Raw genomic sequence first — 12,346 nt, forward strand, 5'->3', positions numbered from 1 at the left:
TCGCCGCCCGGGGCCACGAGTCGCCGCATCCCGGGGGCGAGCCGCCCCGTCCGCGCCTAGCCTTTTCCCATGAAGGTCTTCGGTGTGGACATCGGCGGATCGGGCATCAAGGGCGCCCCGGTGGATCTGGCGCGCGGCGATCTCGCGGAGGAGCGCTACAAGGTACTGACCCCGCACCCGGCCACCCCGGAAGCGGTCGCGGACTCCGTCAGGGAGGTCGTGGACCACTTCGGCTGGTCGGGGCCGGTCGGTGCGACCTTCCCCGGGGTGGTCACCGACGGCAGGACCCGTACCGCCGCCAACGTCGACAAGGGCTGGATCGGGCTCGACGCCGACGGCCTGCTCACCGGCCGGCTGGGCGGCGAGTCCGGCGGCCGCCCGGTCACCCTGCTCAACGACGCGGACGCGGCCGGTCTGGCCGAGATGCGCTACGGCGCGGGCCGCGGCCGGACCGGCACGGTCATCGTGCTCACCCTCGGCACCGGCATCGGCAGCGCGGTCTTCACCGACGGCCGCCTCGTCCCCAACAGCGAACTCGGCCATCTGGAGCTGCACGGCCACGACGCCGAGAAGCGCGCCTCCACCAAGGCCAAGGAGGACGAGGGCCTGACCTGGCAGCACTGGGCGCACCGGGTCCAGAAGTACCTCGCCCATGTGGAGATGCTCTTCTCGCCCGAGCTGTTCGTGCTCGGCGGCGGGGTGAGCCGCAAGGCGGAGAAGTTCCTGCCGCTGATCGAGGGCATCAGCGCCGAGATCGTGCCGGCTCAGCTTCAGAACAATGCGGGGATTGTGGGGGCCGCGATGGCTGCGCACGCCGCTCGGGCTGGCGAGCCACCTGCCGCGGACGGTTCGCCGGCCGCGGCCGGGAGCGCGAAGGGGTCCGTGCCGGCGGCCGGCTCTGCTGCCCGTGCGGTGCGTTCCGCGGTCGACTCACCGGTCGGCTGGCCCGACGCCGGGCGATGAGCAGCACCCGCCGGACGAGCGCCAGCAGCGCGCAGACCAGCGTGCCGGCGTAGAGCCAGCCCGCGTTCAGCGCGAGGACGGTGAAGAGGCCCATCAGCAGCCCCTCGAAGCCGTCCCCGCCGTGCTGGATCGGCAGCGCACCGAGCGTGAAGGCGATCGGCAGCGTGACCGGCGCACAGACCAGGTCGTACGGCCTGACCCACACCGCGGCGCCGATGCCCACCAGCAGATAGCAGACGCCGTACACGGCCGGCGCACCGCCGAACAGCAGCCGGTCCACGAAGGCGCAGGCCAGCAGCGCCAGCGTCGCCAGCAGCCAGCAGCCGAGCCCGGTGAGCCTGGCGGCCGGCCTCCGGCCCCGTGGACCGTCCGGCGGGCCGCCGTCCACCGGGCGCCGGGGCCGCGTCCGGCGGACGGCGGAGGAATCCGGGCCCGCCGGGGCAGCCGGGGCGCTCCCGGGGACCGCGGCCGTCGTCGGCCGGGTGGGCGCCCGCAGGGCACCGGCCGGCGACGGACCGCGCGGCGGTGCGTGCACGGCGGCGCTCGCGGAGGCCGGTACGGACGCGAAGCCGGAGGCCCGCATCGCGGAGAGAAAGGCGTCGTCGGGATCGGGGGTCACGGCCTCCGCGGGGCGCGGGAGCCGGGCGTCCTGGCCCGCCGGCGGCCGTCCGGACCGCGGCGGGCTGTGCTGGGGCGTGCGCGCTTCGTGTTGCTCCACCCGGCAACGGTAGGCCGCTAAGTGGTATTAACCGGTCGCGGGACACGCGCTTTCGCCGACCTTGCGGCCGAGTTCGCGACCGCCCGGGGCGGGGCGGGGCGCGGACCGGTCCCGGTGGCGGCCGCCCGGACCCCGTCGCCCCGTAGACTGGTGGATCGGCCCTCCGTGGGCCGTGCCCACCCCACCACCTCGCTCGGAAGTCGAGTCGCCACGTGTCGCTCACGATCGGAATCGTCGGTCTGCCGAATGTCGGCAAGTCGACCATGTTCAATGCCCTGACCAAGAACGACGTGCTGGCGGCCAACTACCCGTTCGCCACCATCGAGCCGAACGTCGGCGTGGTCGGGGTCCCCGACCCCCGCCTGGCCAAGCTCGCCGAGATCTTCGACTCCCAGAAGGTCCTCCCGGCGACCGTCGACTTCGTCGACATCGCCGGCATCGTCCGGGGCGCCTCCGAGGGCGAGGGCCTGGGCAACAAGTTCCTCGCGAACATCCGCGAGTCCGACGCGATCTGCCAGGTCATCCGCGCCTTCAAGGACGAGAACGTCGTCCACGTCGACGGCAAGGTCTCGCCCAAGGACGACATCGAGACCATCAACACCGAGCTGATCCTCGCCGACCTCCAGACCATCGAGAAGGTCCTGCCGCGCCTCCAGAAGGAGTCGCGCATCAAGAAGGACGTGGCCCCGAAGGTCAAGGCCGTCGAGGAGGCCAAGGCGATCCTGGAGAAGGGCGACACCCTCTTCTCCGCGGGCATCGTCCAGGGCTCCGGCAACGAGGAACTCCTGCACGACCTCCACCTCCTCACCACCAAGCCCTTCCTCTACGTCTTCAACGTCGACGAGGACGAGCTGACCGACGAGGACTTCAAGAACGAGCAGCGCGCCCTGGTCGCCCCCGCCGAAGCGATCTTCCTCAACGCCAAGCTGGAGGCCGACCTCGCCGAACTCGACGAGGACGAGGCCCTCGAACTCCTCCAGTCCGTCGGCCAGGAGGAGCCCGGCCTCGCCACCCTCGCCCACGTCGGCTTCAACACCCTCGGCCTGCAGACCTACCTGACGGCCGGCCCCAAGGAAACCCGCGCCTGGACCATCAAGCAGGGCGCCACCGCCCCCGAGGCCGCCGGAGTCATCCACACCGACTTCCAGAAGGGCTTCATCAAGGCCGAGGTCATCTCCTTCACCGACCTGGTGGAAACCGGCTCGGTAACCGAAGCCCGCGCCCTCGGCAAGGCCCGCATGGAGGGCAAGGAGTATGTGATGCAGGACGGGGATGTGGTGGAGTTCCGGTTCAATGTCTGAGCCGATGACGTGACGCCACGTCCCTGACTGGCGAACACGCAGATGAGAAGGGGCCGACTCCTCCGGGAGCCGGTCCCTCGCTCGTTCCCTCTCCGGAGGGTGCCGGTCTCCTGCGCCGTCCGGCTCACGGTTTCCCGTGTCAGAACAAGGGCAGAGTGGTACGTTATCCCGTACCACCGGTGAAGGGAGTCAGGCATGTCCATAACCGCGAGTGAGGCTCGTAAGGCTCTCTTCCCGCTGATCAAGAAGGTCAACGACGATCACGAGGCCGTCGAGATCGTCTCCAAGCACGGGAACGCCGTACTCGTCTCCGCCGAGGACTACGCCGCGCTGCGCGAGGGCTCCTACCTCCTCCGCTCGCCGGCGAACGCCCGCCGCCTGCTCAAGGCGTACGAGAACGCCCTGGCGAACGCCAACGTCTCGGAGCGCGAGCTCATCGACCCTGACGCGGCGGATTTCGGTGCGGGTGCTGAGTGAGGCTCGTCTTTGAGGACCAGGGCTGGGAGGACTACACGTCCTGGCTCAGGAACGACCGCAAGATGCTCGCGCGGATCAACCGGCTCATCGAGGACGTCAAGCGGGACCCCTTCACGGGGATCGGTAAACCCGAACCGCTGAAGTACCACTTGCCGGGAGCCTGGTCGCGGCGCATCGACGACGAGCACCGACTGGTCTACCTGGTCACGGAGAAGGACATCGTCATCCTCGCGGCGCGGTACCACTACTGACCGGGACGCGCGCCGTGACGGCCCCAGAGGCCGGGCCCGCCCGCACCCGGCCCCGTCGCGCTCCATGCCCCCGCCGGTAACGCCCTCTCCTACGACGGCGCCCCCGACAGAACCTCCACCTTGCCCGTGTCGAGGGAGTAGTAGGCGCCGACCACGGCGAGGGTGCCTTTGCGGACGAGGGGGGCCAGGTCCTGGTTGGTGCGGAGGCCGGAGGCGGTCAGGGTGACCTGGGCGCGGGCCATGGTGTCGACCGGGTCGCTGCCGCCTTCCCGGACCGCCTGGTCGTAGGCCGGGCGCAGCGCCTGCGCGATCGCGTTCAGGTTGCCGGGGAGCGGCTTGCCGTCGCGGAGGGAGGTGTAGGAGGCCTCGACGGCGCCGCAGCGCTGGTGGCCGAGGACCACGATCAGCGGGGTGCCGCTCGTCATGGGGCCGTACTCCACGGAGGCCGTGACCACCGGGCCGATCGCCTCCCCGCCGGTGCGCATCACGTAGAGGTCGCCCAGCCCGGTGTCGAAGAGGAGCTCCGGCGGCACCCGGGAGTCGATGCAGGCGAGGACCGACCCGAAGGGCTTCTGTTCCTGGGCGACGAACTCGCGGCGGTCCGGGTCCCGGTCGGGGTGCTGGAGGTCCCCGTTCACCCAGCGCTCGTTGCCTTCCATCAGGCGGGTGAAGGCCGCCTCGGGCGTGGTCGGCCGGTTCGTCGGCTGCATGGTCGGCCGGGCCTGCGGTGAGGCGCCGGCCGCGGCCGGGGTGCTGCGCGTCGAGGAGCACCCGGTGAGTGCCGCTGTGGCGATGCACAGTCCGCCGGCGAGCAGGGCTCTGCGGTCCGGCTGTCTCGCTCCGTCCATCGGTCGTTCCCCTCAGTCCGCTGAGACGTCTGCATGCGTCCTGGTCAGGGCGGATTGTTCAGGGCGGAGGGGGAGCCCAGCGGGAGGCGCAAGCGGGCGGCGTCCGGTGTGCCACCGACGGCCCACAGATCCCGTCCGGTCGGCGGTGCCCCCCCCGGGGCCGCGCTCCCGAGGTGGCTGCCGCACTCCCGGCGTAGCATCGAAAAACAGGCAAAGTGTGAATTATGGGGTGGGTGGAGAGTCGGCTGAGGGACGGGTGGAGCGTCGAGAGTCCGGCGACGGGCCGACGTAATGACGGATGACGGGCCGGATGGAGCACAGGGGGCGGTCCCAGGGGCCGTCGGCGCCGCGGGGGCTCGCGTCGTGCCGTTCTCCGGATGTGGGAGGAGTGGGCGATGGCGGAACGGGGTCAGGAGCCGGTGCGGCAGGAGGAGTTCGCGGACCGGATGCTCCGGATGCTCAACGAAGCCTGTCTGGGGCATCTGTGCAGCCTCGGTCACCGGGCGGGGCTGTTCGACGTGATGGCCGGTCTGCCGCCGGCGAGCAGTGCGCGGATCGCCGGGGCGGCGGGGCTCGACGAGCGCTATGTCCGGGAGTGGCTCGGCGGGATGACGGTCGGCGGCATCGTCGAGTACGCCCCCGAGGACGGCTGCTACCGGCTCCCGCCCGCGCACGCGGCCGCGCTGACCAGGGCGGCGGGAATGGACAACACGGCCGCGTTCTTCCAGTACTTGGCGATGATGGGCGACGTCGAGGACGAGGTCCTGGCGGCGTTCCGGGCCGGCGGCGGGGTGCCGTACGCGTCGTATCCGCACTTCCAGGACGTGCAGGCCGAGGAGACGGCCCGGGTGTACGACGCCTCGCTGGTCGACACCATCGTGCCGCTGGTGCCGGGCCTCACGGAGCGGCTGCGCGACGGGATCGACGCCCTGGACATCGGCACCGGGCAGGGGCGCGCCGTCACGCTGCTGGCCGGCGCCTTCCCCCGCAGCCGGTTCACGGGAATGGACATCTCCGAGGCGGGCATCGAGGCGGCGCGTGCGGAGGCGGCGGACCGGGGGCTGGACAACGCCCGCTTCGAGGTGGCCGACACGGCCGAACTGACCGGCGCCTACGACCTGATCACGGCCTTCGACGTGATCCACGACCTGGCCCGCCCGGCGCGCACCCTCGCCGCCGTCGCGCAGGGGCTGCGGGCGGACGGCGTCTTCCTGATGGGCGATGTCGCGGCCTCCAGCGAACTCTCCGAGAACGTCGGCCATCCGCTGGGCCCCACCCTCTACGCCCTGTCCGTCTTCTACTGCATGACGGTGTCCCTCGCCGAGGGCGGTGCCGGGCTGGGAACCGTCTGGGGCCGGCAGACCGCGCTGCGGATGCTGCGGGAGGCGGGCTTCGGCGAGGTCGCGACGCGGGAGGTGCCGGGGGACATCCTGAATGTCTACTACGTGGCCCGGAAGGGGCGTTGAGGGGGCGTTGGGGGGCGTTGAGGGGGCGTTGAGGGACCGCCAAGGGGCCTGTGGCAAAAGGGGGTTGATTCAGTGTCACTCGGGAGGGGCGGCCGGGGGGGCGGTGCGGTGCCGTGGACCTTCGGCGTGGCGGCCGGCGACGTGACGGCGGTGCCGGCCGCGTGCGGGGCGCCGGACGCCGTGGTGGTGGGGCATTCGAGGGGCGGGATGATCGCCGCGCGGTGCCTGGAGCGGGACGGGCGGGTGCCGGCGGCGGTGAACCTCGACGGCCACGGCATGGGCCGCCCGGAGCAGTACCTGGGACTGGACACCGCACTACGTGCGGGAACGGCTCGCGGAGGCACGGCGGGTTGCCGACGAGGCGGGCGGACGGCCCTTCCCGCCCGAGGCGTTGGACACCGTCCTCGGCCATCAGGCCACGATGGCGGCGGAGTTGGGCATTCCAGCGGAGCTGACGGCGGCCGGGGTGCGGCGGTCGCTGGGTGAGACGGCGGACGGGCAGCTCTTCCTGCGGCCGGGGCCGCAGCGGGAGCGGGAGACACCGGACGCGATGGCGGGCCTCGATCTCTTCGCGCTGTACCGGGCGTGACCCGGCCGCTGCTGATCGCCCGCGCGCGGCGCCCCGGCCCCTCGGTGCCGGGCATGCCCCCGTGGGTCGACGAGCTGATGGCCGCCTACGTGCGGGGCCTGGCGCGGGATCTGGCGGACCTGGCGCGGAGCAGGCCGGAGGTGACCGTCGCCGGTGTGGACGGGACCCACGCCATGCTGCTGGAGCGGCCGGCGGAGATCGCGGAGCTGGTGTCCGGGTTCGTGGGCGGGCTGCCCCGGCGGCCGTGAGGCTCAGCGGGGGAAGAGCTGGAAGAGGGTGGCGGGGCGCCCCCGGTAGCGTTCGCCGCCGTTGCGCAGCATCTGCTCGATGAAGCTGCGGGCGTAGGCGCGGGGGTCCTGCCCGGTGCCGCCCAGGCCCTTGATGTAGGTGCTGTGGGCGGCCAGCGAGTCGACGGCGCGGTCGATGCCGGGGCCGACCTCGGCGGCGTGCGTGGGGTGCGGGGAGCCCGCCACGGCCACCCAGCGCACGCCGTTCCAGGGCGCCAGCCCCTGTGCGCCGGCCAGTTCGGGGAAGATCCAGCGGTTGCCCGCGTCGCCCGCCGCGTCCAGGACGGCCCGGCCCACCACCCGGTGGTCCGCGCTGTTCCACTGGACGCCGCCCCAGGTGTCGTGGTGGTTGAGGGTGATCAGCAGCTCCGGGCGGTGGCGGCGGATGGCCGCGGCCAGATCGCGGCGCAGCGCCGGGCCGGCCTCGATGACCCCGTCGTGGTGGTGGTCGAGGAACTCCACGGTGTGGACGCCGACGAGCGCGGCACCGGCCCGCTGCTCGGTCTCGCGGACCGCGGCGCTCTCGGCGGGCGGCAGCCCGTCGATACCGGCCTCGCCGCGGGTGACCAGGAGATAGCTGACCTGGCGCCCGGCGGTGGTCCACTCGGCGACGGCGGCCGCTGCGCCGTATTCGAGGTCGTCGGGGTGGGCGACGACGGCGAGTGCCCGCTGCCAGTCGCGGGGCATGGGGGAGAGGTGCGGTTCGGCGGGCATGGGGTCCCTTCCTTCCCGTCCTGGTGCCGCGTCCCGCGTTCCCGGTGCGGCGTCGGGGTGCCGTGCCGTGTTCGGTATGCCGTTTCGGAGGTGTTCCTCGAACGTGGTCCCGTTTCGATCGTGACATGTATGGGTCGCGTCCACCCGGGTGGAAAGAAACCCTGGGGTGGCGCGGGGTGGGGATGCGGGCGCCTCTGGACCCCGATCTCGCTCGATACACCTGCTGAGCTGGGATTCATCACATCAGGTGAACATCTGGCCCAAGGTTGCGGTCGGCGACGGGCGGTTGCCACGCTGTTGCTGACTGTCAAGCTGTTGGGAGGGGCACGTGCCTTTCGGTGAGCAGCCCGCGTACCTCCGCGTCGCCGGCGACCTGCGCCAGAAAATCGTCGACGGCGTGCTGCCGCCGCACACCCGTCTTCCCTCCCAGGCGCGCATCCGCGAGGAGTACGGCGTCTCGGACACCGTCGCCCTGGAGGCGCGCAAGGTCCTGATGGCCGAGGGGCTGGTCGAGGGCCGCTCGGGGTCCGGGACCTATGTGCGCGAACAGCCCGTCCCGCGCCGTATCGCCCGCGTCGGCTTCCACTCGGCGGGGGGCTGCACGCCCTTCCGGCAGGAGCAGACGGACGAGCGGGTGCGCGGCACCTGGGAGTCCCACAGCGAGCAGGAGGCGGCCGGCCCCGCGGTCGCGGCCCGGCTGCGCATCCCGCACGGGGACAAGGTCATGCGGACCCGCTACGTCTTCCGGGCGGAGGGTGAGCCGTCGATGCTCTCGACCTCCTGGGAGCCGCTGGAGGTGACCGGGCGGACGCCCGTGATGCTGCCGGAGGAGGGGCCGCTGGCGGGCCGCGGGGTGGTCGAGCGGATGGCGGCCATCGAGGTGGTGGTGGACAACGTCGTCGAGGAGGTCGGCGCGCGGCCCGCGCTGGCCGAGGAGGCGATGACGCTGGGCGGGGTGCCGGGGCATGCGGTGCTGGTGGTCTCGCGGACGTACTTCGCGGGCGGTCGGCCGGTCGAGACGGCCGATGTCGTGACCCTCGCGGACCGGCATCGGGTCACCTACCACCTGCCTGTGAAGTAGATGGTGTGTTGGTTCGGTGCCCTGTGTGTGTCGCCTAGACGCACCTGACCGGCCTTTGGTTCTCAGGCTGGCGTCCCATTTCTCCCTCTCTATGGGTAAATGCCGCCCCCGTGGCGGAGTGGGATACCTCACAGACTCTCAACTGGGCGCAATTTTTGCCCGGGTGAGGGAAGCCGACCGTCCGATTCGCTCTTACGATGGCGAAGTTTGTGCACGGCACGGGGGAAGACCAGGAGACCAGCACGTGAGCACGACGAAGACCCCGAGCGCGGAGCAGGGTGCGCACTCGAATTACCGTCGGTCCCTCGGGACCATCGCCCTGACCGCCACTGGTCTCGGGTCCATCATCGGTTCGGGCTGGCTCTTCGGAGCCGAGCGGGCCGCCGCCATCGCCGGCCCCGCCGCGATCCTCGCCTGGGTCATCGGCGCGCTCGTCGCCCTGACGATCGCCCTCACCTACAGCGAGCTCGGCGCGATGTTCCCCAAGGCCGGCGGCATGGTCCGCTACGGCCAGTACTCCCACGGCTCGCTCGCCGGCTACCTCGCCGCCTGGGCGAACTGGATCGCCATCGTCTCGGTGATCCCCGGTGAGGCCACCGCCTCCGTGCAGTACATGAGCTCCTGGGACTTCGGCTGGGCGCACGCGCTGTACGACGGCAAGGAGCTGACCGGCACCGGTGTCGCACTCGCCAGCGTGCTGCTGATCTTCTACTTCTTCCTCAACTGGTTCGCGATCTCGCTGTTCGCGAAGACCAACACCGCGATCACGGTCTTCAAGGTCGTCGTCCCGGCCATGACCGCGGGCGCGCTGATGCTGGCGCACTTCGACACCAGCAACATCACGCACCACGGCGGCTTCACGCCCAACGGCTGGAGCTCGGTCTTCACCGCCGTCGCCGTCTCCGGCATCGTCTGGGCCTACAACGGCTTCCAGTCCCCGCTGAACCTCGCCGGCGAGGCCCGCAACCCCGGCAAGTCGCTGCCGAAGGCCGTCATCTGGTCCATCGTGATCGCGCTGGTCATCTATGTCGCGCTGCAGGTCGCGTTCCTCATGGCGGTGCCCGGCGACAAGCTGGCCGCCGGCGGCGGCTGGGCCGGTCTCGGCTTCAACTCGCCGCTCGCCGACCTCGCCATCGCCTGGGGCCTGAACTGGCTGGCGCTGCTGCTGTACGCGGACGCCTTCGTCTCGCCGTCCGGCACCGGCATGATCTACGCGGCCACCACCTCGCGCATGATCCACGGTGTGCAGGAGAACGGCCATCTGCCGGGCGTCTTCGGCAAGGTGGACAAGAAGACCGGTGTGCCGCGCCCCGCGCTGCTGCTCAACCTCGTGATCGCCTTCCTGTTCCTCGCGGTCTTCCGCGGCTGGGGCTCGCTCGCCGAGATCGTCTCGGTCGCCACGGTCATCTCGTACATCACGGGCCCGGTCGCGGTGATGTCGCTGCGCCGCGTGTCGCCGGACCTCAAGCGCCCGGTGAAGCTCAAGGCCATGCCGTTGATCGCGCCGATCGCGATGATCTTCGGCTCGCTGGTCCTGTACTGGGGCCGCTGGCCGCTGACCGGCAAGGTCATCCTGATCATGGCCGTCGGACTGCCGGTCTGGGCCTGGTACGAGATCGGCAAGCCGCTGACCCAGGGCCGCAAGCCGTGGGCGGACCTGCGCCCGCACCTCAAGGCCGGTGCCTGGATGGTCGCCTATCTGCTGGTCATGGCCGCCGTCTCGTACATGGGCGGCAAGGAGTTCGGCGGTAAGGGCTATGTGCCGGAGGGCTGGGACATCCTCCTGGTCACCGCGATCGCGCTGGCCTTCTACTTCTGGGGCGTGCGCAGCTCCTGGCGCAACCCGACGCTGGTCCGCACCGAGGCCGAGATGGCCGAGGAAGAGGCCGCCGAGGCCGAGCGGGCCGGCGAGCCCGAGGGCGCCAAGGCCTCCGTCGGGGCCTGACCCCGCTCGCGCCGTCCGGCGCGGCTCCGTACGTCCGCCCGAGTCCCTCGGGCACCACCGGCCACTCGCAGGCCGCTTCCGGTTCGCCGGGGCCCGCGGGTGGCCGGTTCGGTATCTCTTTGTGTAAATCCATATCCGGTGAGTGAAGGTCGGGCGTACGCTCGGGCATATGCGGATTGCGATTTCGGCATCAGCAGAGACGGAGCGCGTGACGGCGCGCTACCCGGCGGACGGAGGGGCGCAATGACTGAAGGTGGGGCGGTGCTCCCCTGGCTCGTCATCCGCCAGGACGAAGGGGGCAACCGCTATCGCGTGGGCCGCTATGCCACCCGGGCGGAGGCGGAGCGGGTGGCCGACCGGCTGGAGACCCGTGGCCGCCAGCAGCTCTACGTGGTCGAGAAGGCCGACCGGGCGGTGACCTGAGGGGCGGCGGGCGAGAAGCGGGACCGGAGCGGGGGACGTAGGCTGCCGCGCATGACGACCGTGCGCGTAGTGGTGGGCGGAGCGGTGTGCGAGCGCGGGCGGCTGCTGGCCGCACGGCGCAGCGCACCGCCCGCGCTGGCCGGCCGCTGGGAGCTGCCCGGCGGCAAGGTGGAGGACGACGAGACACCCGAGCAGGCGCTGGAGCGTGAGCTGCGCGAGGAGCTGGGTGTCCGGGCGGCGGCCCAGGAGCGGATTCCGGGCGAGTGGGTGCTGCGGCCCGGCTATGTCCTGCAGGTGTGGACGGCCCGGCTGGTGTCCGGGGTGCCGCGGCCCCTGGAGGATCACGACGAGCTGCGCTGGCTGCTGCCCGGCGAGGAGAACCAGGTCGACTGGCTGGACCAGGACCGCCCCGCGGTCGCCGAGGCGATGCGCCGGCTGGCCGCCACGGCCGGAGCGACGGGCGTACGGCCGTAACGAACCCCTGGCCGCCCCCGGGTCCGTACGCCCGCGGCGAGCCGCCCTGTCGCGGCAATATGTTGCATTTGTGCCACAGTGCGGCACCGCGTGCGATATGTGGGGTGGGATACCGGGTATGTCCTGAATGACCCCCTCGACGCAGGTAAGACGCCGGGGATGCCATCTGCTGGGATGTGATCGGCGTGAGCGACAGCGCAGCGGCAGGGGTCCCTGAGCCCGGCTCCGGCAGCGCGCGCAGGCGCGGCAAGACCCCCGGTTCCGCCACCGCCGAATGGAGCTTTCCGGCCGACCCCGGAGCGGTGCGCACCGCCCGCACGGTGGTCCGGCGGATGCTCGACGACTGGGGCCTGAACGGCGCAGCCGACATGGCCGTACTACTCGTCAGCGAGCTCGTCACGAACTCCCTGCGCCATGCCAGCGGGCCGATCGGGGTCCGCATGGTGCTGCTCAGCTCCGACGGGCTGCTCGTCGAGGTATCCGATCCGCTGCCCGACCCGCCACTGGAGCGCGACGCCGCTCCCGACGACGAGGGAGGCCGGGGATTGCAGCTGGTCGCATGCAGTTCGCGACGGTGGGGGACCCGTCGCGGAAAGAGCGGTAAGACAGTGTGGTTCGAGCTGTCGGTGGCTGGTTAGGAGACAGATGAAAGTCCTGATCGTTGCCATTCCATCGACATTTCGTCGACCGGCCGCGATCGAGACTGTGCTGTGATCGTGAAGACCGTGTTCCGGATAGCCCGGGTATTGGATACTCGGGCTGGTCCGGTCCGGGCACGATGAGCTGGAGGGGACGGGGCTCGTGAGCAA

At 71.5% G+C, this 12,346-nt stretch carries 14 protein-coding genes and 1 pseudogene; 12 read left to right on the plus strand and 3 right to left on the minus strand.

Annotation, left to right across the window (positions count from 1 at the left end; genetic code table 11):
- The first annotated feature begins 69 nt into the window (after window positions 1-69).
- Window positions 70-963 carry a polyphosphate--glucose phosphotransferase gene (ppgK, locus tag ACGFN2_RS25660; protein ID WP_393364294.1) on the plus strand — a complete coding sequence of 298 codons (894 nt, stop codon included), beginning with the start codon at window positions 70-72 and terminating at the stop codon, window positions 961-963.
- A gap of 10 nt (window positions 964-973) precedes the next feature.
- On the opposite strand, the pseudogene ACGFN2_RS25665 reads toward ppgK, so the two are convergent.
- A pseudogene (locus ACGFN2_RS25665) lies at window positions 974-1,546 on the minus strand (DUF6542 domain-containing protein); the annotation flags it as partial.
- A gap of 347 nt (window positions 1,547-1,893) precedes the next feature.
- Here ACGFN2_RS25665 and ychF point away from each other — a divergent pair.
- The 3 genes from ychF (at window position 1,894) to ACGFN2_RS25680 (ending at window position 3,710) form a co-directional block, all read left to right on the plus strand.
- Window positions 1,894-2,982 carry a redox-regulated ATPase YchF gene (ychF, locus tag ACGFN2_RS25670; protein WP_362605548.1) on the plus strand — a complete coding sequence of 363 codons (1,089 nt, stop codon included), beginning with the start codon at window positions 1,894-1,896 and terminating at the stop codon, window positions 2,980-2,982.
- Between the two features lie 195 nt (window positions 2,983-3,177).
- Window positions 3,178-3,459 (plus strand): type II toxin-antitoxin system Phd/YefM family antitoxin, encoded by a 282-nt coding sequence (locus ACGFN2_RS25675; protein ID WP_393364298.1) that lies wholly within the window; start codon window positions 3,178-3,180, stop codon window positions 3,457-3,459.
- On the plus strand, window positions 3,456-3,710 hold the full coding sequence (locus ACGFN2_RS25680; RefSeq protein WP_393364301.1) for a Txe/YoeB family addiction module toxin: 255 nt from the start codon (window positions 3,456-3,458) through the stop codon (window positions 3,708-3,710). The genes ACGFN2_RS25675 and ACGFN2_RS25680 overlap by 4 nt, the downstream gene beginning before the upstream one ends.
- A gap of 89 nt (window positions 3,711-3,799) precedes the next feature.
- Here ACGFN2_RS25680 and ACGFN2_RS25685 read toward each other — a convergent pair whose 3' ends face one another.
- Complete coding sequence (locus tag ACGFN2_RS25685) at window positions 3,800-4,558, minus strand: carbonic anhydrase (protein ID WP_393364304.1); 759 nt, start codon at window positions 4,556-4,558, stop codon at window positions 3,800-3,802.
- 395 nt (window positions 4,559-4,953) lie between these two features.
- Between ACGFN2_RS25685 and ACGFN2_RS25690 the strand changes: the two genes are divergently transcribed.
- From ACGFN2_RS25690 to ACGFN2_RS25700, 3 genes are all read left to right on the plus strand, one after another.
- The gene (locus ACGFN2_RS25690; RefSeq protein WP_393364307.1) at window positions 4,954-6,024 is read left to right on the plus strand and encodes a class I SAM-dependent methyltransferase; all 1,071 of its coding nucleotides are present in this window, start codon (window positions 4,954-4,956) and stop codon (window positions 6,022-6,024) included.
- A gap of 319 nt (window positions 6,025-6,343) precedes the next feature.
- Window positions 6,344-6,613 carry a hypothetical protein gene (locus ACGFN2_RS25695; protein WP_393364310.1) on the plus strand — a complete coding sequence of 90 codons (270 nt, stop codon included), beginning with the start codon at window positions 6,344-6,346 and terminating at the stop codon, window positions 6,611-6,613.
- Window positions 6,610-6,861, plus strand: a complete 252-nt coding sequence (locus ACGFN2_RS25700; RefSeq protein WP_393364312.1) for a hypothetical protein — start codon at window positions 6,610-6,612, stop codon at window positions 6,859-6,861. The genes ACGFN2_RS25695 and ACGFN2_RS25700 overlap by 4 nt, the downstream gene beginning before the upstream one ends.
- Window positions 6,862-6,864: 3 nt before the next feature.
- Here ACGFN2_RS25700 and ACGFN2_RS25705 read toward each other — a convergent pair whose 3' ends face one another.
- Complete coding sequence (locus ACGFN2_RS25705; protein WP_362605515.1) at window positions 6,865-7,614, minus strand: PIG-L deacetylase family protein; 750 nt, start codon at window positions 7,612-7,614, stop codon at window positions 6,865-6,867.
- A gap of 328 nt (window positions 7,615-7,942) precedes the next feature.
- Here ACGFN2_RS25705 and ACGFN2_RS25710 point away from each other — a divergent pair, with 328 nt between their 5' ends.
- From ACGFN2_RS25710 to ACGFN2_RS25730, 5 genes are all read left to right on the plus strand, one after another.
- Window positions 7,943-8,695, plus strand: coding sequence for a GntR family transcriptional regulator (locus ACGFN2_RS25710; protein WP_362605513.1), 753 nt, complete (start codon window positions 7,943-7,945; stop codon window positions 8,693-8,695).
- A gap of 244 nt (window positions 8,696-8,939) precedes the next feature.
- Entirely contained in the window at window positions 8,940-10,640 is a 1,701-nt protein-coding gene (locus ACGFN2_RS25715) for an APC family permease (protein WP_393364315.1), read from the plus strand.
- A 243-nt stretch (window positions 10,641-10,883) separates the two neighbouring features.
- Window positions 10,884-11,063, plus strand: a complete 180-nt coding sequence (locus ACGFN2_RS25720; protein ID WP_362605509.1) for an SPOR domain-containing protein — start codon at window positions 10,884-10,886, stop codon at window positions 11,061-11,063.
- Window positions 11,064-11,114: 51 nt separating this feature from the next.
- On the plus strand, window positions 11,115-11,537 hold the full coding sequence (locus tag ACGFN2_RS25725) for a (deoxy)nucleoside triphosphate pyrophosphohydrolase (protein WP_393364319.1): 423 nt from the start codon (window positions 11,115-11,117) through the stop codon (window positions 11,535-11,537).
- A 176-nt stretch (window positions 11,538-11,713) separates the two neighbouring features.
- On the plus strand, window positions 11,714-12,175 hold the full coding sequence (locus tag ACGFN2_RS25730; RefSeq protein WP_362605505.1) for an ATP-binding protein: 462 nt from the start codon (window positions 11,714-11,716) through the stop codon (window positions 12,173-12,175).
- Window positions 12,176-12,346: the final 171 nt, after the last annotated feature.

The sequence above is a fragment of the Streptomyces sp. NPDC048612 genome, from assembly GCF_043199295.1.
Taxonomy (GTDB): Bacteria; Actinomycetota; Actinomycetes; order Streptomycetales; family Streptomycetaceae; genus Streptomyces.

Bases quoted from the DNA above. Each gene is read 5' to 3' on its own strand.
- ACGFN2_RS25675 (WP_393364298.1), top strand. From the start codon at position 3,178: ATGTCCATAACCGCGAGTGAGGCTCGTAAGGCTCTCTTCCCGCTGATC.
- ACGFN2_RS25685 (WP_393364304.1), bottom strand. From the start codon at position 4,558: ATGGACGGAGCGAGACAGCCGGACCGCAGAGCCCTGCTCGCCGGCGGA.
- ACGFN2_RS25690 (WP_393364307.1), top strand. From the start codon at position 4,954: ATGGCGGAACGGGGTCAGGAGCCGGTGCGGCAGGAGGAGTTCGCGGAC.
- ACGFN2_RS25720 (WP_362605509.1), top strand. From the start codon at position 10,884: ATGACTGAAGGTGGGGCGGTGCTCCCCTGGCTCGTCATCCGCCAGGAC.
- ACGFN2_RS25725 (WP_393364319.1), top strand. From the start codon at position 11,115: ATGACGACCGTGCGCGTAGTGGTGGGCGGAGCGGTGTGCGAGCGCGGG.
- ACGFN2_RS25705 (WP_362605515.1), bottom strand. From the start codon at position 7,614: ATGCCCGCCGAACCGCACCTCTCCCCCATGCCCCGCGACTGGCAGCGG.
- ppgK (WP_393364294.1), top strand. From the start codon at position 70: ATGAAGGTCTTCGGTGTGGACATCGGCGGATCGGGCATCAAGGGCGCC.